Annotated in this window: 20 protein-coding genes; 8 read left to right on the forward strand and 12 right to left on the reverse strand. The window is 34.6% G+C overall.

What is annotated here, in order from left to right; genetic code table 11:
• Positions 1 to 59 precede the first annotated feature (59 nt).
• On the forward strand, positions 60 to 1,334 hold the full coding sequence (locus V7M80_RS10350) for a metal-dependent hydrolase family protein (RefSeq protein WP_333695918.1): 1,275 nt from the start codon (positions 60 to 62) through the stop codon (positions 1,332 to 1,334).
• Here V7M80_RS10350 and V7M80_RS10355 read toward each other — a convergent pair.
• The 11 genes from V7M80_RS10355 to recF form a co-directional block, all read right to left on the reverse strand.
• Entirely contained in the window at positions 1,331 to 3,505 is a 2,175-nt protein-coding gene (locus tag V7M80_RS10355; RefSeq protein ID WP_333695919.1) for a tetratricopeptide repeat-containing hybrid sensor histidine kinase/response regulator, read from the reverse strand. The genes V7M80_RS10350 and V7M80_RS10355 overlap by 4 nt on opposite strands.
• Positions 3,506 to 3,534: 29 nt before the next feature.
• The gene (gene gap, locus V7M80_RS10360; RefSeq protein WP_333695920.1) at positions 3,535 to 4,533 is read right to left on the reverse strand and encodes a type I glyceraldehyde-3-phosphate dehydrogenase; all 999 of its coding nucleotides are present in this window, start codon (positions 4,531 to 4,533) and stop codon (positions 3,535 to 3,537) included.
• A gap of 68 nt (positions 4,534 to 4,601) precedes the next feature.
• Positions 4,602 to 5,474 (reverse strand): lipoyl synthase, encoded by an 873-nt coding sequence (gene lipA, locus V7M80_RS10365; RefSeq protein ID WP_333695921.1) that lies wholly within the window; start codon positions 5,472 to 5,474, stop codon positions 4,602 to 4,604.
• Between the two features lie 96 nt (positions 5,475 to 5,570).
• Positions 5,571 to 6,815 carry an MFS transporter gene (locus tag V7M80_RS10370; protein ID WP_333695922.1) on the reverse strand — a complete coding sequence of 415 codons (1,245 nt, stop codon included), beginning with the start codon at positions 6,813 to 6,815 and terminating at the stop codon, positions 5,571 to 5,573.
• A gap of 39 nt (positions 6,816 to 6,854) precedes the next feature.
• On the reverse strand, positions 6,855 to 7,403 hold the full coding sequence (locus V7M80_RS10375; RefSeq protein ID WP_333695924.1) for an RNA polymerase sigma factor: 549 nt from the start codon (positions 7,401 to 7,403) through the stop codon (positions 6,855 to 6,857).
• Positions 7,394 to 8,500: a glycosyltransferase gene (locus tag V7M80_RS10380; RefSeq protein ID WP_333695926.1), complete on the reverse strand. Its 1,107-nt coding sequence runs from the start codon at positions 8,498 to 8,500 to the stop codon at positions 7,394 to 7,396. The genes V7M80_RS10375 and V7M80_RS10380 overlap by 10 nt, the downstream gene beginning before the upstream one ends.
• 17 nt (positions 8,501 to 8,517) lie before the next feature.
• Entirely contained in the window at positions 8,518 to 8,721 is a 204-nt protein-coding gene (locus V7M80_RS10385; RefSeq protein WP_333695927.1) for a membrane or secreted protein, read from the reverse strand.
• An 88-nt stretch (positions 8,722 to 8,809) separates the two neighbouring features.
• The gene (gene murB / locus V7M80_RS10390; RefSeq protein WP_333695929.1) at positions 8,810 to 9,823 is read right to left on the reverse strand and encodes a UDP-N-acetylmuramate dehydrogenase; all 1,014 of its coding nucleotides are present in this window, start codon (positions 9,821 to 9,823) and stop codon (positions 8,810 to 8,812) included.
• 3 nt (positions 9,824 to 9,826) lie between these two features.
• Positions 9,827 to 10,501, reverse strand: a complete 675-nt coding sequence (locus V7M80_RS10395) for a DUF2461 domain-containing protein (protein ID WP_333695930.1) — start codon at positions 10,499 to 10,501, stop codon at positions 9,827 to 9,829.
• 66 nt (positions 10,502 to 10,567) lie between these two features.
• Positions 10,568 to 11,551, reverse strand: coding sequence for a hypothetical protein (locus V7M80_RS10400; protein WP_333695931.1), 984 nt, complete (start codon positions 11,549 to 11,551; stop codon positions 10,568 to 10,570).
• Positions 11,552 to 11,747: 196 nt separating this feature from the next.
• A complete protein-coding gene (recF, locus tag V7M80_RS10405; RefSeq protein ID WP_333695933.1) occupies positions 11,748 to 12,827 on the reverse strand; it encodes a DNA replication/repair protein RecF in 1,080 nt (359 codons plus the stop codon).
• Between the two features lie 176 nt (positions 12,828 to 13,003).
• Between recF and V7M80_RS10410 the strand changes: the two genes are divergently transcribed.
• From V7M80_RS10410 to V7M80_RS10440, 7 genes are all read left to right on the forward strand, one after another.
• A complete protein-coding gene (locus V7M80_RS10410) occupies positions 13,004 to 13,780 on the forward strand; it encodes a tetratricopeptide repeat protein (protein ID WP_333695935.1) in 777 nt (258 codons plus the stop codon).
• A gap of 2 nt (positions 13,781 to 13,782) precedes the next feature.
• Positions 13,783 to 14,262, forward strand: coding sequence for a 6,7-dimethyl-8-ribityllumazine synthase (gene ribH / locus V7M80_RS10415; RefSeq protein WP_333695936.1), 480 nt, complete (start codon positions 13,783 to 13,785; stop codon positions 14,260 to 14,262).
• Between the two features lie 137 nt (positions 14,263 to 14,399).
• Complete coding sequence (locus V7M80_RS10420) at positions 14,400 to 14,693, forward strand: hypothetical protein (protein WP_333695938.1); 294 nt, start codon at positions 14,400 to 14,402, stop codon at positions 14,691 to 14,693.
• Entirely contained in the window at positions 14,693 to 16,543 is a 1,851-nt protein-coding gene (gene mutL, locus V7M80_RS10425) for a DNA mismatch repair endonuclease MutL (protein ID WP_333695939.1), read from the forward strand. The genes V7M80_RS10420 and mutL overlap by 1 nt, the downstream gene beginning before the upstream one ends.
• On the forward strand, positions 16,540 to 17,361 hold the full coding sequence (locus tag V7M80_RS10430) for a rhomboid family intramembrane serine protease (RefSeq protein ID WP_333695941.1): 822 nt from the start codon (positions 16,540 to 16,542) through the stop codon (positions 17,359 to 17,361). The genes mutL and V7M80_RS10430 overlap by 4 nt, the downstream gene beginning before the upstream one ends.
• 33 nt (positions 17,362 to 17,394) lie before the next feature.
• Positions 17,395 to 18,267 carry a rhomboid family intramembrane serine protease gene (locus V7M80_RS10435; protein ID WP_333695943.1) on the forward strand — a complete coding sequence of 291 codons (873 nt, stop codon included), beginning with the start codon at positions 17,395 to 17,397 and terminating at the stop codon, positions 18,265 to 18,267.
• Positions 18,268 to 18,280: 13 nt separating this feature from the next.
• The gene (locus V7M80_RS10440) at positions 18,281 to 19,333 is read left to right on the forward strand and encodes an endonuclease/exonuclease/phosphatase family protein (RefSeq protein WP_333695944.1); all 1,053 of its coding nucleotides are present in this window, start codon (positions 18,281 to 18,283) and stop codon (positions 19,331 to 19,333) included.
• Here V7M80_RS10440 and V7M80_RS10445 read toward each other — a convergent pair.
• Positions 19,320 to 19,946: a WbqC family protein gene (locus V7M80_RS10445; RefSeq protein WP_333695945.1), complete on the reverse strand. Its 627-nt coding sequence runs from the start codon at positions 19,944 to 19,946 to the stop codon at positions 19,320 to 19,322. The two genes, V7M80_RS10440 and V7M80_RS10445, sit on opposite strands and share 14 nt — an antisense overlap.
• Position 19,947: the final 1 nt, after the last annotated feature.

Below are 19,947 nucleotides of genomic sequence, written 5' to 3' on the forward strand. Positions count from 1 at the left end.
TTTAGGTTCTTTTTCACCTCTTTTTTACAGTTTCAAACGAGAAATTAAAATTTATAATTATGAAAAAATACGGTTTGGTTTTAGGGTTATTGTTCTTCATGATTTCAGTAAGTGCTCAAGACCTGTATTTGCATTGCGGAAAGATTTTGGATGTAAAAACGGGTAAAATAAGTACAGAGCAAACGCTTGTGGTTTCCGGAACACGTATAGTGAAAATCGTCTCGGGGTATGTTTCAAAAGCAAAACCAGAAGATGTTGAAATTGATTTAAAAAATAAGTTTGTTTTACCCGGCCTTATAGATATGCATGTTCACATGGAAAATGAATTCAATGCTTCTAGTTATATGTCGGCCTATTTGGATAACGAGGCAGATATCGCTTTTGAATCGGTTCGTATAGCTCTCACAACTTTAAAAGCAGGTTTCACAACGGTTAGAGATTTAGGGGGTACAGGTGTAAATATTTCATTACGAAATGCTATAAATAAAGGAACAGTTCCCGGACCCAGAATTTTTGCTGCCGGAAAATCTATAGCCACAACCGGAGGTCATGCCGATCCCACTAATGGCAGTAAGCGACTTTTAATGGGAGATCCCGGGCCCAAAGAAGGCGTTATAAACTCACCTGAAGATGCCGTTAAAGCAGTAAGACAACGTTATAAAGAAGGTGCCGATGTGATTAAAATCACTGCTACCGGAGGTGTTTTGAGCGTAGCCAAAAGTGGTAAAAATCCACAGTTTACTCTAGAAGAAATTAAAGCCATAACCCAAACTGCAGCTGATTATTCTATGCTTACCGCTGCACACGCTCATGGTGATGAAGGTATGCAAAGAGCTATCTTGGGTGGTATTAAAACAATAGAACACGGAACCTTTATGAGTGAAGCTACCATGGAATTGATGAAAAAATTTGATGTATACTTGGTGCCCACTATAACTGCCGGAAAAGAAGTGGCCGAGAAAGCCAAAGTAACCGGTTTTTATCCCGAGATTGTTCGACCTAAAGCTCTGGAAGTAGGTCCGCAAATTCAGTCGACATTTGCCAAATGTTATCAAAAAGGAGTAAAGATTGCTTTTGGTACCGATGCAGGTGTTTTTCCGCACGGTCAAAACGGAAAAGAGTTCTTTTATATGGTAGAGGCCGGTATGCCAGCAATACAAGCTATTCAATCGGCTACACTCACCAATGCCAAGCTTTTGGGTATGGAAAATCAATTGGGACAATTAAAAGAAAATTTCCTTGCCGATATCATAGCGGTAGAAGATAATCCACTTGAAAATATTAAAACTTTGGAAAAGGTTTTATTTGTTATGAAAGATGGTGTTGTGTATTAGGATAACAAACTGGCAATAACTTTATAAAAATTATCCGGGTTGAAAGGTTTGGTTACCACATCATTCATACCATAAGAAAGCAACATTTCTCTATTCTCATTGAGTGAAATAGCCGTTAAAGCAATAATGGGAATAGAAGTATTGAATTGTCTAATGGTTTCTGTGGCTATTGTACCATTAATACCCGGCAGATGCACATCCATTAAAACCAAGTCGTAAGTATGATTGCGAACCGATTCAATGGCTTCTTCACCACTATCTACTAAATCGCATTCAATTTGTTTGTTTTCCAACATTTTTTTGGTAATCATTTGATTGATCTTATTGTCTTCAACAACCAATACTTTTTTACCCACAAAAACAGACTCGTCGTATTGTTTTTTGACTTCAACAAAAGTTTGTTGTCCCAGTTCGAAATCCAAATCAAATGAAAAGGTAGAGCCAACCCCTACTGTACTTTCCAATTGAATTTCCCCTCCTAAAAGATTGACCAATCTTTTTACTATAGCCAACCCCAATCCGGTACCGCCATATTTTCTGTTGATTTCTACAGAGCCTTGGGAGAAACTTTCAAAAATACTTTTTTGTTTTTCGGGGGGAATTCCAATTCCGGTATCAGAAATTTCAAAATGAATTCCTGTGGTTGTTCCATTTTGGGAAACCACTTTTGCTTTGGCAGTAACCGAACCGTCTTTGGTAAACTTTAGAGCATTATTAATCAAATTGATAAAAATTTGAGACAATTTGGTTGGGTCGCCAATTAAATTTTCCGGAATTTTCGGGTCTAAATCCAACACAAATTGGTTGTTGTTTTTAGAAGCAATGTCTTTGAACGAATTTTGAAGGTCTTCGAGCAATTGGGTTATGTTCACATTGATACTTTCTATTTCAATGTTTTCGCTTTCTACACGGTTAATTTCCAAGATATCGTTTATAAAGCTCAATAAATAGTCTCCCGAAAATTTAAGAGAAGTCAGGTATTCCAATTGCGATTTTTTGGGTTTTTCTTCCAATAAAAGATGGGTAATACCATTTATTGCATTTAGAGGAGTTCTTAATTCATGACTTACTGTAGAGAGAAATTCGGCTCTGGCTTTTGAAGCCTTTTCTGCTTTGTCTTTGGCAAGTTGCAGTTCTTTGTTTTTTTCTTGTAATAACTTATTCGATTCACTTCGAATGATATTGTTTTTATACAATGAAAGGCTCAAAAGTGATAAAATGGTGATGAGTGCGATACTTAAAATACTAATGAGTTTCGAAAATTTATTAGCTCTTTGTTGCTCTTTGTTTTCTTTATCCAATTGTTCAATAGCTTTGAGTCTTTCGGTTTCTTTAAAGCTTAAGAAATCTTCGGTTCCAATGCGTTTGTTGTTAACTTCTCTAATGCTGTCTCTTATTTGAACATGAAGCTTTAAATATTTATGCGAATTGGTCAAATCCATCAATTTTTCATATACTTGACTAAGTGATTGAGTTGTCTCGGCTATGAGTTCTGCATTTTGATTTGTCTTGCTTAAATCCAAAGCTTTATTAAAATAATTCAGGGCAAGATTGTATCTTTTATTGTCACTTTCAATGAGACCAATATGGTAAAAGGCGTCGGCTCTAGTTTTAAAAGGGTCTTCATCTGTACTATTTGAAAGCACACTATTGAGAATACTCAAAGCCAATTCATTTTCCCCTTTGGCACGGTATACAATCCCTTTTTGCAAGTTTACCATCTCTTTGGCTTGCGGTACTTCTATAATGTCAAATATTTGCTCTGCTTTTTTGAAGTAAAATTCCGCTTTGGCATAATTTTTTAATTCTATAAAACAAAGACCTAAATTGTAGAAAGTATAGGCTTGGTTGTAACATGGGAGTTGGGTTTGGTATAAAGCGATAGTTTTGGTATAAATTTGAATGGCATCTTCAATTTTGTTCAATTCGAAATATAAATTTCCTAAAAAAAGATAAGCGTCTGCTTGTGCATTGATGTCTTTATTATTTTCAGCAAATTGAATTGCTTTTTGAATATAATCTTGAGAACTTCTGTAGTTGTTATTTTTTTTATGAAATTGGGCTAGCTCTATAAAATAGTCTACAGAATCGTTGGATTCTGAATTTTCACCTTCATTTTGAGCTGTCATTGTGATGCCAAAAAGCAGAATGATGAAGTAGTATAATTTCATAAATGGGTTAATTTAAAGGTTAAATTTAGCTATTTATTTGAAATATACCCAATTAAGTCAATAATTCGTGAGGAATATCCTATTTCATTGTCATACCAACCTACAACTTTTACCATTTTATCAATTACCGAAGTGAGTTGTGCATCAAACAAACAAGAATGTTTGTTCCCAATTATATCTACAGAAACGATAGGGTCTTTTGTAAAATCAAGAATTCCTTTTAGTTCTTGTTGAGCCGCTTTTTGAAAGGCTTGATTTATAGCCTCAATGGTAACTTCTCGTCCTACATAACACGTAATATCTGTCAACGAACCATCAGGTACGGGAACTCTAATGCCACTTCCACCTAATTTACCTTCGAGTTTTGGGAATATCTTAGTTAAGGCTTTTGCTGCACCTGTAGTTGTGGGAACAATAGATTGTGATGCTCCACGAGCTCTTCTTAAATCTTTATGAGGTTGATCGTGCAAACTCTGATCGGTTGTATAGGAGTGTACCGTTGTTATGTAGGCTTGTTTAATACCACAAAGATCATCGATAATTTTTATCATTGGAGCAGCATTGTTTGTGGTGCAACTGGCATTGGAAACAATTAATTCTGATCCGTCTAATATCGATTCGTTAACCCCTAAAACAATGGTTTTAATTTGATCATCTTCGGGTGGAGCAGAGAGAATTACTTTTTGGGCACCTGCTTGAATGTGTAAATATGCTTGCTCATAAGTCTTGTATTTTCCGGTGCTTTCTACAACAAAGTCTACTCCTTGCCAATTGATGTCAGTGATATGCTTTTTTCTGCTGTAGGCGAAAGCTTTTCCATCTACAATTAAAGCATTTTCATTATAGGAAACGGTTTGGGGTAAAACACCATGAATACTATCGTATTTAAGTAAGTGAGCCATGGTTTGCGTATCGGCAATATCGTTTATTGCGATAACTTCAAGGGTAGGATGATGGAGAAGTAATCGAAAAAGATTTCTTCCAATTCTTCCAAAACCGTTTATGGCTATAGTCGTTTTTTGTTTCAAGTTGAAAAAATTCAAATTTCAAGTTTCAGCTGTACTAAATTACACTCCTGAAACTTGAAAGTTAAGAGTTACAGTATGTGTTTTTGGGCATGATAGGATGAGCGAACCAAAGCTCCGCTTTCTACGTGACGGAAGCCCAATTCTTTGCCTATCTCTTCATATTTTTTAAATTGCTCCGGCGTGATAAACTCTTTTACAGGTAAATGTTTTTTGCTAGGTTGGAGGTATTGTCCAAGGGTTACAATATCAACATTAACCGTACGGAGATCTTTGAGGGTTTGAATAACTTCTTCCTCTGTTTCTCCGAGACCCAGCATGATTCCCGATTTTGTTCTGCGAATGCCTTTATCCTTTAGGTATTTCAAAACTTCTAAACTTCTATCGTATTTGGCTTGAATACGAACCTCTCGTGTCAATCGTCTTACGGTTTCCATGTTGTGAGATACCACTTCGGGATTGGCTTCAATAATTCGATCGATGTTTTTCTCAACACCTTGAAAATCGGGTATAAGCGTTTCTAAAGTTGTATTAGGGTTCATTCTTCGAATGGCCCAAATGGTTTCTTGCCATAAAATAGAACCCATATCTTTCAAATCATCTCTATCTACACTGGTAATAACGGCATGCTTGATATTCATGATTTTTATAGAGCGGGCTACTTTTTCAGGTTCATCCCAATCAACAGTTTCGGGTCTTCCGGTTTTTACACCACAAAATCCACAGGAACGTGTGCAAATATTTCCCAGAATCATAAAGGTAGCAGTACCTTCTCCCCAACATTCTCCCATATTAGGACAACTTCCGGAAGTACAAATGGTGTTTAAGTTGTATTTGTCAACCAGACCTCTTAATTCGGTATATTTTTGACCGGTTGGGAGTTTTACCCGTAACCATTTTGGTTTACCAACCGAAGGTTGTGCTTTATCTAAAACAGTTTCCATAGAGCCTTTTTTTGAAACACAAAGATAGAAAAAAGAAATCTCTTTTTGTTAATTCTTTGGTAAGTATGAAATGATAATTTGAATTGAAATTTAATGTTATTCTACGAAATCCAAATCTTTATCGTGTGTTTCTTCAATAGTTAGCGTTGCATAAATACCTAAACCAAAAGCCAACACACCAACAATACTGGCAGCCGTGATGACACCGAAATCTACTTTCAAAAAATCAAATCCTAAAAGCATTAAGGGGAGTAAGCCTCTAACCATGTTGGGTACAGTTGTAGTAGCTGTACTGCGTATATTGGTTCCAAATTGTTCTGCAGCTACTGTCACAAACATAGCCCAATACCCTGTTCCCAGTCCGAGCCACGTGCAATAAAAGTAGTACATGTTTTCGTTTTTTGCAGGACCGTATAAAAGTAAAATAACGCCCAGTAGAGTAAAAAGCATCATAAAAAAAATAGCTTTTTTTCTCGACTTTAGAAAATGGGAAATGAAACCACTGGCAAAGTCGCCTACCGAAATTCCGATATAGGCCCACATGATGGCTTTCCCGGGATTTACAGATTCTATCCCTAGGTATGGGGCAAATTGATTGGCCATTACGGCTAATATTCCAATGCAAAACCAAGTTGGCAATCCTATTGCAATGCATTTGAGATATTTGATAAATCGTTTTTTATTTGTAAAAAAATGAAGAAAGTTGCCTTTTACAACAGCATTTTCTTTTTGGAGGTTTTGGTATAATCCGCTTTCTACAACACCTATTCTAAGAACTAAAAGGGCCAATCCCATTCCGCCTCCAATAAAATAGGCTATTGTCCAACTTTCTGCCCATTCTACCGTTAATTGAGCAACAACCGCACCCAACAGACCAAAACCAGCTACAATTGAAGTTCCTTTAGCTCTCAATTCTTTGGGCAAACTTTCGGCTACCAATGTGATTCCTGCACCCAATTCGCCTGCCAAGCCAACCCCCGCTATGAATCGAAGAATGGCATATACCCAAACTTTATCTGAAAGCGGAATCTGGGGTAAAAAGCCACAAGCAATATTGGCTAACGAATAGACAATTATAGATCCAAAAAGCACAGAAAGTCTCCCTTTTTTATCGCCATATATGCCCCAAAGGATGCCTCCCAAAAGCAATCCTACCATTTGAAAATTTAAAATTAAGGTGCCGGCTTTATCCACATCCATTCCCAAATCTAAAAGACTAGGAACTCTAACGATGCCAAATAATAGCAAATCGTAGATGTCTACAAAATAGCCTAGTGCCGCAACTATTACAGGAAGGCTAAGTAATTTTTTTGAATTTTCAGAAAAGGTAAAGATTTTCATAATCCTTGGGTTAGCTTTGTAAAACTAACAAAAAAAGGATTATCTATTGAGGATGATTTCTGCCAAAAGTTTTTTAGCTCTCAACAGTTTGACTTTTACATTGCTAAGGGGTTCATTCAATTGTTCGGCTATTTCTTGGTAGCTCATTTCTTGAAAGTAACGAAGTTGGATAACTTCTTGGTAATGGGGTTTGAGTTCTTTGATAAACTCTAACAAACGTTTTAAATTTTGTTCAGTTATAATTTTGTCCTCAGCCGAAGGAGTTGTGTCGGCTACGTTGTAAGCTTGGTGGTCTTCATCGTCTGTTATGTCAACAAAAAGGGAAATTTTCTTTTTACGTAACATATCAATATGAACGTTTTTGGCTATAGCAATTAGCCAAGTATTGAATTGAAAATCAGGATTGTATTGGCCCAATTTGTCAAATGCTTTAGAAAAAGTTTCGATGGTAATATCTTCAGCATCTGTTTCATTCTCGGTTCTTTTCAGCATAAAACCATAGACCTCATTCCAATACATATCCAATAAGGCAGTAAAGGCTCCTTGGTCTCCTGCGACCGCTTTATCTATGATTTTTTTTATTTCCAATGTACAGGTTTTGAAAACAAGTTAGTAAAAAATACATTCAATTGTGTAACTATCAAACTTATTTCCAAAATAGGATACCACAGTACAACGTCTTTTTCGTTTAGTTTTCCGGCAGCATAGCCCAAAGAAATCCATGCAAACAAATAGCGAAACGCAATTAAAGAAGCAACTAGGATCCATTGGTGTTGCAGTAAAAGTAACCCCACTGCTAAAATCAAGAATAGAAGTTGTGAAATGAAAAACAGCCCTAATTGAAAACGATCCCAAGCTTTGTAATAGGTAGCTGTAGAAACATGTCTTCTTTTTTGATTAAACCAATCTTTGAATGAGGTTTTGGGTTTGGAATAGGTGAAACTTTCTTTTGAAAAACAGAGAGTTGTATTTTCTGAAGTTGCGGCTTGGTTGATAAACAAGTCATCGTCTCCGGAGCGAAGTTTCATATGATCTATAAAACCATTTACTTTGAAAAATTCTTCTCTTTTGTAGGCTAAGTTTCTTCCGACACCCATGTAGGGTTTGCCTATTTTAGCCCAGCCCAAATATTGGGTTGCTGTGAGAGCCGTTTCAAATCGGATTAATTTATTTAAAAACGAATGGTTTATTTTTTCATAGGCTCCATAACCTAGTATAATGGTTTTTTTTAGGGTAAAATGAGAAGACATTTCCTTAATCCAATTGGGTGAAGTTGGATAACAATCGGCATCTGTAAACAATAGGTATTCGTTTTTTGCGGCTTTTATGCCTAAGGTTAATGCAAATTTTTTATTACCCCAGAATGCTTCGTTATTGATTACTTTAACTAATTTGATATTGCTGTACTTTTTTTCAAATTCTTCAAAGATTTCCAAAGTATTGTCTGAAGAAGAGTCGTCAATTAGCACCACTTCAAAATCGGGATAATTTTGTTCCAACAAAAGCGGAACAAACTTTTTTACATTTTCTTCTTCATTTTTGGCACAAACAATAACGGATATGGGAATACGCTTGGGCTGATTTGTCACATTTTTAGCAAATGAAAATTTGCCAAAAACCAAAACATAATAAAGCATTTGAATAAAAATAACCCCTATAAAAAGGTACAAAACAATGTCTAGCATGAGTAGATAAGCTATTGTTATGAGTGTGATGGTTCTGAACAATCTTTCATTTGTTCGGGTGTTTTGCCGCAAAAGCTACAGTTTTCTCCATCTTTGTTTAAAAATGGACTTTGGCTGGCACAGGTTCCCGAAAATTTACCATTTTTTTTGCTCCATATTTTTATGGCAATTCCTGCAAAAGCAATTGCTAAAAGTCCAATTGTGAGTAAAATCAATTTCATTTTTCAATATCTTTTTTTGATAGGGCAAAGTTACAAAATGTCCCTTGATTTATTTTGATTTTTCAAAACAAAATACAAGTGAATTTTACTAGATAATGTTTACTTCGGCTTCTATTTTTATGCCAAATTTATCCCAAATAGTTTGTTGAATATGTTTTGAAACTTCCCAAATTTCATTTCCGGTGGCTTGGCCATAATTTACCAAAACCAGGGCTTGCTTGGAATGAATTCCCGCATTCCCAAATTTTTTGCCTTTAAAACCGGCGGTTTCTATGAGCCAACCCGCTGGAACTTTAATTTCGTTTTCAGAAATTTTATAGAATGGCATATCCGGAAATTGCGATTGAATTTTTTTAAATTCAGCCATGGGTACAATAGGATTTTTAAAAAAGCTACCGCTATTACCTAATTCTTTGGGGTTGGGAAGCTTGCTATTGCGGATGGAAATTACAGCATTACTGATATCTTTTAGAGTAGGATGAATTATGTTGTTTGAGGCTAATTCTTGCTCAATTGCTCCGTATGAAGTGTTTTTTTTGTGATTTCTCTTGGTGAGTTTATAAACTACTTTGGTAATGACAAATTGGTCTTTTGCCTCATTTTTAAAAATACTTTCACGGTAATCAAATTTACAGGCATCACGGTCAAAAGTTACTTCTTCTCCTGTTTTTTTGGAAATAGCAGTACAGTGATCAAAAGTATCTTTGATTTCTACACCATAAGCCCCAATGTTTTGAATGGGAGTGGTACCAACATTTCCCGGTATTAAGGATAGGTTTTCCAATCCACCAAGACCTTGCTCTATAGTCCATAATACAAATTCATGCCAGTTTTCACCGGCCATACCTTCAACCCAAGCAAAATCGGCATCTTCACGTATAATTTTTTTACCTTTTAAATTAATATGAATTACTAAAGCATCAATATCCTTAGTGAGTAGCATGTTACTGCCACCGCCCAAAATAAAAATAGGGGTAGAGGAATTAGTTTTCAAAACTTCAATTAGTTCTTCCGAACTGGATACAGAGACAAATTGTTTGGCTTTGGCTTCAATGCCAAAGGTATTGTATTCTTTAAGAGAAAAATTTTCAATTGTATTCATGAGTTAATCCAAAGGGGCTAAGGCACGTTGTAAGTATGCGTTCAAAGGCTTCAAAGGTAGGAGTTTTTTTGTAGCCAATTCGCAAAAATCAGGTTGCAAAAAAGCAGTGTCTTCAATTTTACAAGAAGCAGTAAAACTCTTCAATTTTAAATAGGCAATTGCCTCGTGATTGGGGTCAAAATCTTTGGGTGCTTTTTTTAGACTGTTACTTTCGTTTCGATCTAAATCGCCATAACTATTTTGAAACGATTTGTCCGAAATGATTTCTTTTAAGTCTTCATAAAAATACGCCACTTCGGTTCTTATTTTTTTAAGTTCTTCGGGTTCCGGACAATACAATCCTCCGGCTATAAAACTGTTTCCTTTTTCATAATGGATGTAATATCCCGGAGCATTTTTTGTAAAAGTTTGAATAGGCATCCAAATTCCTAAATTGGTTTTGTAGGGCGATTTGTCTTTTGAAAAGCGAATATCTCGATTGATTCTGAAAGTACAATTTTTTACTTCTAATGGGGTCAAAGCCGGATCCATCATTTTCATTTTTTCTAATAGCGAAGCAATGAGGTTTTTGTAATCGGTTTTGTAGTTTTCATATCTCTTTTTTTGAGCATGAAACCATTCGGTGTTATTGTTTTGTTTTAAATCTTCTAAAAACTGTAATGATTCTATAGTTAACATATTTTCATTCCTAAAATATTTTTGACCAATTTACAATTTTTAGTAGATACTTTTCCCATTTAATGATTAAATATTTCCTTTATTACTAATTCTAAAATAACCAATAATCCCTAAGAATATCAAGCAGGTAAGGCCTTGCAGTATATAAATGTAGATTTCATTTTTTTTGAAATCCTTTTTTACATTTTCCAAAATTTGTTTGTGGTGTGCTTCTTTGTTTTGAGTATAAAAATCTTTGTAAAAATTAAAAATACTGTGACAATGGTTCACTATTTCATGATTGATTTGGATTAATTTTTTTTGGTTTATTTGCGTTTGATGCATCTTGTTTTTGAATAAATTAAATTGATTTGTATAAAATCTGTCGGTTGAAATAAAAACATTTTTCAATTGGTTTTCAAAATTACCTGATATTGGTTTTTGATCTAAAACAACCTTCAGATACACTTGTAATTCTTCTTTTTGAATATCATATTTGCCAGAAATGGCGTTACCAATTCGTGCCAAAATACCTCTTTTGATCACATCGTTACTTATTTTGATGCTGTCATATTCTACCGTTCTCAAAACACGTTCAATATCGTATTTTTTTATTTTATAGGCATCAAATTCGTATTCAATAAGAGGTGATATGCCTTTGTTTACCCATTGTTCCAATTCATTTTTAGCATCTATGAGTTGCTTTTCTAAAATGATTTTTTCTGCAAAAGTTGATTTGAAAGTTTTGGGATGTTTTCCTTCCAGAGACAGGGTGTCAAGATACTGAATGGTGGTGTTTATGTGCAACTGGTATTTTTCAAAATCGGAAGTTTGATGTTCCAAAAGATACAAATCAAAATAGTGTTGTGCTTGTAGGAAATTATAGTTTGCCAAATGGATAATTGAAAATACTTCATTGGGATACAATTGCAGCTCTAATGCTTTTTGATTGGACTCCTTTACGTTTTTTAGGTTCTTTAAGGAGTCAAGAAGTATGTATTGTACTCCAAAAAAGAGACATAAGGCTCCAAAAATCAGGATATAGGAAGATTTGAATGAAATACTTTTCATTGGTGTGAATATTAGATTAAAAGGCTTGTATTTAGTTGAAATGTATTCCTTTTCAAAAGGAGGCTCAAATGTAAGAAAAAGGAACATGATTCGGTTGAGCCTAATTGATTTTTAGGTAAAAAGAATTAAAAGAAAGAAGTTGTTTCGAATTTACTGTTTATTTAAGATTAATCTTTAGAAAACTTCAAATAATAGTTTATAAATGAAAAATTTTATACGATTGATGTGTGCTTTTTACAATTTTTTCGGTGCGTTCCGGATGTGTATCCGAAATAAAAAGTTGTCCAAAAGCATTGTCATTTACCATCTCAACAATTTTGCTAACTCTAAATTCGTCTAATTTGTCGAAAATATCATCAAATAGGAGAATTGGTTTTTGACCACTTTCACGTTTGAGAAATTCAAATTGAGCTAATTTGAGTGCAATAAGAAAAGATTTTTGTTGACCTTGAGAACCAAACTTTTTTATGGGATAAGCATCAATTTCAAAATGCAAATCGTCTTTGTGAATTCCCACACTGGTATATTGAAGTGCTCTGTCTTTGGCTAGATTTTGATCTAGAAGTTCTAGTAAACTTAGTTTTTCCAAATCACTTTCATAACGAATGTTCACTTGTTCTTCAGACTGTGTTATAATTTGATGATACTTTGAAAAATAGGGAATAAATTCCGTAATAAAACGGACTCTTTTTTGATGTAATTCGGTACCAATTTGATGCAGTTGTTCGTTGTATATTTGAAGCGTATCGCCATCAAAAACATGGTTTAGAGCAAAATATTTGAGCAAAGCATTTCTTTGGGCAACAGTTTTTTGGTAAAGAATCAAGCTGTTGAGGTATGTATTGTCTAGTTGAGACAAAATACTATCCATGAATTTTCTTCGTGTCTCACTACCTTCGGTAATCAAATCGGTATCAGCAGGAGAAATGATAACCAATGGAATCAAACCTATGTGTTCGGATAATTTTTCATAGATTTTGGCATTTCTTTTCAGCGTTTTTTTCAATCCTTTTTTAAGACTGCAACTAATTTGTTCCAGTCTATCATTTTTTTCAAAGTCTCCTTCCAGTAAAAAAAAGTCGGTTCCGTGTTTGATATTTTGAACGGCCAACGGATTAAAATAACTTTTTCCATACGCCAAATGATAGATAGCATCCAGAACATTGGTTTTTCCAACGCCATTTTTACCCACAAAACAATTGATTTTGGAATCAAATTCAAATTGTTCTTCCGAAATGCTTTTATAATTAAAAATGGAAAGTTGTTTTAAAATCACTGTATGTTTGAAATTTCGCTGGTGAGAATTAAAATTCAGTAAGGCAAAAGTAATGCGAATTCTGCAATTTTTTTCAAAATTTGATTGATTACACCTTTTTCTCAAAAATATACTTCAAAATGACTTTTAAATTTCAATAAAAATTTTATTTTTGCGGCTCATTAAATTAAATATAAATGGCAACATACAATAAAAGAGGTTTCAAAGCTCCAAAACCAAAAGAAGTTGAAGATATCGAAGAAAACATTGATGTAGACGTTAAAGACAGTACCACTGCCGAAGTTTTTAATACTTTGGATGAAGGGGCTTCTCGTGCAGAAGAATGGGTTGTTAGAAATCAAAAATATATTTTTGGTGTTGTAGGTGCTATTGCATTTGTTACAGTTGGATATTTATTATATCAAAAATTTGTAGCCGACCCTAAAGAATTTGAAGCAGCCGATGAAATGTTTATGGCTCAACAAAACTTTCAAAGTGCTTTAGATTCAACTACTTCAAAAGATAGTTTGTTTACTTTAGCTTTAAATGGAGCAGATGGTAAATTTGGCTTTTTGAAAATAGCAGAGCATTATTCCGGTACCGATGCAGGTAATTTAGCTCATTATTATGCCGGTATAGCATACTTGAATTTGGGCAAAAATACAGAAGCTATCAGTTATTTAGACAAATTCAAATCGGATGATTTGATTATTTCGGCTTTAGCCAAAGGAGCTATTGGCGATGCTTTTGCTCAAAAAAATCAATTGAAAGAAGCTTTAGATTATTACAAAAAAGCAGCCGAGATGAATGAAAATGATTTAACTACGCCACGTTTTCTTTTAAAAGCCGGTCAGACCGCTTTTACATTAGGAAACAAAGCTGAAGCATTGAATTATTTTACTCAAATTAAAGAAAAATATGAGTCGGCTCCAGAAGCTCGAAACATAGACGGTTTAATCGGAATGGCTCAGTAAATATGGCAACCGAAAACAAAAATTTATCCCAATACGATAAAACAAAACTCCCAAACGTAAGTCAACTTTCGTTTGGGATTGTTGTTTCAGAATGGAACGACGATATTACCGAAGGATTGTATCAAGGAGCTTATGATACCCTTATTGATGTAAATGTTGCTCCTGAAAATATCATTAGGTGGAATGTGCCCGGAAGTTTTGAATTGATTTACGGTTGTAAAAAAATGATGGATTCTTTTCCGCATTTGGCCGGAATTATTGCCATAGGGAGTGTAATTCAAGGTGAAACCAAGCATTTTGATTTTGTTTGTGAAGGAGTTACACAAGGAATTAAAGATTTGAATTTAACCGGTAAAATGCCCGTTATATTTTGTGTTCTAACCGATAATAACAAACAACAATCCATAGATAGAAGCGGAGGAAAACATGGCAACAAAGGTGTAGAAGCTGCTGTGGCCGCAATCAAGATGACTGCATTGTAATAGGTTTTCAATATAATACAAACAACCAACCTTTTTTACAGGTTGGTTTTTTTGTTAAAAACTAACAAAACTTTCACAGAGCTAAATTTTCTAGTCCGTTTGGAATTGTTTAACTTTGAAAGATAATATCAAAGAAGATGCTAAAGAGATCATTAATAAAATTACCCCGAAATAAAAGTTTTAACTACACGCCTCGTTATTACGAAGGCAAGGAGCAGGGTAATTTGTATGATTTTGATTCTAAGTTTCATAAAAACAGAGAAACGGTAAATTACAACGACTTTAGAGCCCATTGGAGCGAAGCCCGTTCTGAGAGTAGACATAGAGGCAACCGCGAGGTAAACAAGCGTTTGATTCTGGTTATATTAGTATTGGTTTTATTGTTTTTGTTTGTTATCGATTTCGATTTATCTATTTTCAGACAAAGGTAATGTCTAGTATAATTCAATTACTTCCCGATCATGTAGCCAATCAAATTGCTGCGGGTGAGGTTGTGCAACGACCTGCATCCGTGGTGAAAGAACTCATGGAAAATGCAGTTGATGCCAAGGCTACTTCTATAAAATTAATTGTAAAAGATGCCGGTAAATCTTTGATTCAAGTTATTGATAACGGTTTAGGAATGTCGGTTACCGATGCACGATTGTGTTTTGAAAGACACGCAACTTCCAAGATTCGAAATGCAGAAGATTTATTTTCGTTGCACACCAAAGGTTTTAGGGGAGAGGCTTTAGCTTCTATTGCTGCAATAGCTCATGTTGAACTAAAAACCAAACCTCATGAGGATGAATTGGGTACCCATTTGGTTATTGAAGGGAGCAAGTTTATTTCACAAGATCCTGCTGTTCTGCCTTCGGGGACTTCATTTGCGGTCAAAAACTTGTTTTACAATATACCGGCCCGACGCAATTTCTTAAAATCAGAAACGGTTGAGCAACGTCATATTGTAGACGAGTTTCAACGTGTGGCTTTAGCACATCCTTCAATACATTTTACTTTAATTCACAATGGAAGTGAAATGTTTAATTTACCGGCTACCAATTTACGTCAGCGTATTGTTGGGGTTTTTTCCGGTAAAACCAATGAAAAACTTATTCCTGTTTTTGAAGAAACTGAAATAGTTCAAGTCACAGGATTTGTTTCAAAACCTGAGTTTTCCAAGAAAAATCGTTCGGAACAATTCTTTTTTGTAAACGACCGATACATCAAAAGCGGCTACTTGCACCACGCTGTCATGTCGGCTTATGAAGGATTACTTAAAGACGGAATGCAACCGGGGTATTTTATTTACCTTCAAGTGCCTCCGCATTGTATCGATATCAACATTCATCCAACAAAAACCGAAATTAAGTTTGACGATGAACATGCTTTATATGCTATTTTACGTTCTTCGGTTAAGCACAGTTTAGGGCAGTTTAATGTGGCTCCGGTTTTGGATTTTGAAAGAGATCCTAATTTGGATACGCCCTATGATTATCAGCATAAAGAAGCGTCGGTTCCTCTCATTCAAGTGGATTCCAATTTCAATCCTTTTGCATCCGAGAAACCCTCAAAATCACAAGCCAACTTTAATTTTAAAGAACGAAAATCAGAATCGGCTTCATGGGAAAGTTTGTATGTTGGATTAAAAAGTGACACCCAAGAATTGGACGGAATAACTTTTGAGCAAGAAGTGGTTACAGGTTCTCTTTTTTCTGAAAATGATGAAGTAGAAACCACTCAAAAAACATATCAAGTTCACAAAAAATACATTATAAGTACCATTAAATCCGGTATGATGGTCATAGATCAACAAAGAGCACATCAGCGGATTTTGTATGAGCAGTACTTAAAAAATATGACATTACATCAGTCTTCAAGTCAGCATTTGTTATTTCCGTTGGAAATCTTTTTCTCGGTAAATGAAATGCATTGGATAACCCAGTTGAAGGCTTCATTGGAAAGTGCCGGATTTGTTTTTGACGCTCTTTTTGAAGATAAAGTAGTTATTTCGGGCATTCCGGTACAAATGACAGAAAGTGAAGTTTCTATCGTTCTAGAGGATTTGATAGATGCATTAGAAAACGATGTACCCGATTCGAGTTTCAGTCAAAGTGATTCTATAGCCAAATCTATGGCACGAAGTTTGGCCGTTCGAACAGGAACCTATCTTACAGAAAAAGAACAAGAAAATATAGTAAACAGCTTATTTGCCTGTAAAGAGCCCAATGTTTCACCTTTTAATAAACCTACATTCATTACGCTTAGTGTAGATGAATTAGACAAAAAATTTGCGATATGATGCGAATGACCGAAACCGTTAAACAACTTTTGATTCTCAATGTACTATTTTACATTGGTTCCAATACGATTGCACCTGCTGCTTATGATTTATTGGCTTTACATTTTCCGTTGAGCAATTCGTTTCAATGGTGGCAACCCCTAACTCACATGTTTATGCACGCCAAAATGCCACATTTGATGCATATTTTTTTCAATATGTTTGGATTGGTAATGTTTGGTTCGGCATTAGAGCATTTTTGGGGAGCTAAGAAGTTTCTTTTTTTCTACATTTCTTGCGGTTTGGGTGCTGCTTTAATTCATACCGGAATGCAATATTATGAATTCCAAAAGCTTCTGGAAGCTGCTTCAGATCTAGGTTTGTCTTCTGAAACACTCAAACAAGTAATAAATGTGCCTTTTAGAGATGGGAATATGTATGTTGGAGAAAAATTGGCCGAAAATATTAAACCTATATTAGAACCTATTGGGAAATATGATTTGCTAAATGAAACCAATTTTAAAGCATTGTTTCAAGCTTCAATTATAGCCGACGGAAGTGCCGTTGGGGCTTCTGGAGCCTTGTATGGTATTTTAGTTGCTTTTGCTTTTATGTTTCCCAATGCCGAATTGATGCTGTTGTTTTTACCTATTCCCATTAAAGCCAAATATTTTGTTCCGTTTTTGGTTTTGGGTGATTTATTTATGGGATTAAAAGGCGAATCTATTTTTGGTGGAGGTGGTATTGCCCATTTTGCCCATGTGGGCGGTGCTTTAACCGGATTTTTAATGATGTGGATTTGGAAAAGAAATCAATTCAATGATAAACGTTGGAATTAATAGAATCTATTCCTATAAACGATACATGCAATTATGAGCATTTTTGAAGAATTGAAACAACAGTATAGAATGGGTGGAGTAACTGAAAAGTTAATCTACTTGAATGTTTTATTATTTGCGATTCCTTACGTATTACAAGGTGTATTGTCCTTGTTTCAAATTCCATTTCCTTTTCTTAATTTTATAAGTTTATCTTCAAACAGTGCTGATTTACTTTGGAAGCCTTGGTCATTACTGACTTATGCTTTTTTTCATGCCGGTTTTTTTCACATACTGTTTAATTTAATTGTATTCCATTTTTCGAGTCGGTTGTTCCTTACTTTTTTTACACAAAAGCAGTTGTTGAGTATGTATTTAACCGGAGCTCTTTTTTCCGGATTCATTTACTTAATAAGTTATTTAATTTTTCCGGCTTTGGTAAATCAAAATGCCCAATTGGTTGGGGCAAGTGGTGCAGTAATGGCTGTACTTTTTGCCGTTACTACCTATGCACCGCATATGCAAATTAGACTTTTACTTATTGGAACGGTAAAGTTATGGCATATAGCTTTGTTTTATCTGGTAGTCGATTTAATTAGTCTTTCTTTTGACAATGTGGGCGGTCATATAGCTCATTTAGGTGGGGCATTATTTGGCTACCTTTACAGTTCGCAACTCAAAAACGGAATTGATATTACAAAACCTTTTTCTACATTTATGGATGGCGTAATCCATTTGTTCAAGGGAAGAAAATCGAAACCTTTTAAAAAAGTTCACAAAAACCAAGTGACCGTGAAACCCAAACCGGTAGTTAAAGACAAGACACAACAACAAATTGATGAAATATTAGATAAAATAAGTAAATCGGGTTATGATAGTTTGACTCAAGATGAAAAAGAGTTTTTGTTTAAAGTAGGCAAGAATTGATATTTTTAATGGAATGAAGAATTTAAATTGGTTTAATAAAATCATCTTTTTTCTCAATATAGTACTTACTGTATTGACTTTCGTTGCTTATATTTTACCTTTTTTGGCTCCTAAATTGTTTCCTATTTTGTCTGTATTGACCCTATTTTTACCCTTAATGCTCATATTGAACTTATTATTCTTTGGGTATTGGTTAATTCAACTGAAACGTCAAATGCTCTTGTCTGGTTTAGTTTTATTGCTCGGGATTACATTTATAACCAAGTTTTATAAGTTCTCAGAAAATCAATTGCCTAAAGAAGAGGACGATTTTAGTGTTATGACATACAATGTGCGATTGTTTAACTTATACGATTGGATTCCGCAAACTGATGTGAGCCAAAATATTGCTTCTTTTATCAAAGAACAAAATCCGGATATCCTATGTTTACAAGAGTATTCACATAAAAACGATATCGATTTTAGACTGTACAAATACAAATACATTTTTGTTGAAGGTAAAAATACCAAGTTGGGACAAGCTATTTTTTCAAAATATCCCATTGTAAATGAAGGTGTGATTCCTTTTCCGAATTCTACAAATAATGCTGTTTTTGCCGATATAAAAAGAGGAAAAGATACTTTGCGGGTTTATAGTGTGCATTTGCAATCTATTAAAATTACACCCGATGTGCATGAAATAGACGAAAACATTCAAGGGGTTTCTCAAAATCAATCAAAGCGGATGTTTAAACGCATTAGTACGGCATTTAAAACACAACAACAACAAGCAGAAATACTCAAAAAACACAAGTTAGAATGCAGCTATCCCTTGTTGGTTTGTGGCGATTTAAATAATAGTGCCTATTCTTTTGTTTACCGCAGTGTTAAAGGCGATTTGCAAGATGGTTTTGAAGAATCGGGTAGCGGATTTGGTAAAACTTACAATTTTAAATATTATCCGGCTCGTATTGATTATGTGTTTGCCGATAAAAAATTTACAGTAAAGCAGTTTACCACTTTTTCGGAATTTGTGAACTCCGATCATTATCCTATTGTAAGTAGATTGGCTTTTAAAAAAGAGTAGGAGGTAATTTTTGATTTTTTACATAATCTAATGCCAATCTTCCTTCATTAAAAAGTAAATCCAAAATACTTAAGTTTGAAATGAAACCGTGTTTGTCATCAAAAACTTGTGTGTAAGGTTCACACACTGTTGTATCTCTTTTTCCATTGGCCAGAATTCGTAAATCGATACTATTTTCAACTTCATGAAAGTATTCGTGTGTTTTTTGATACGGAATTTCTATACCCAAACAGCGATTTACAATTTCAAATACTTCAAAATTTAAATCCATTAAAAACGTATGTTTTTTTTCAAAAACCGGTAAAATATCGTCTTCAAAATATTCAAAAAAGGGCGAAGTTCTATAGGCCGCCTCAAGGGATTTGAAGTGTTGTTTTTGCCAATTGAAATTAGATTCAATTTGAATGTCTTTTGTTTTTTGGTGACCTATTTTGCTGTGTTTAACCGGTATATTTAGCAGTTGTATTCCGTTTGGGCTGTAAATATACATTCGGTTTCTATTGGTTTGTTTTTGAAAATTATCTTCTACTTCAAAAACTACTTCACGAGCTTGAATTAAAGCAACGTAGTGACTAATAGACGGGAAATAGGTAGGGTATAAAAGGGTTTTCATT

It is taken from the genome of Flavobacterium sp. (assembly GCF_036759525.1).
Classification (GTDB): domain Bacteria; phylum Bacteroidota; class Bacteroidia; order Flavobacteriales; family Flavobacteriaceae; genus Flavobacterium.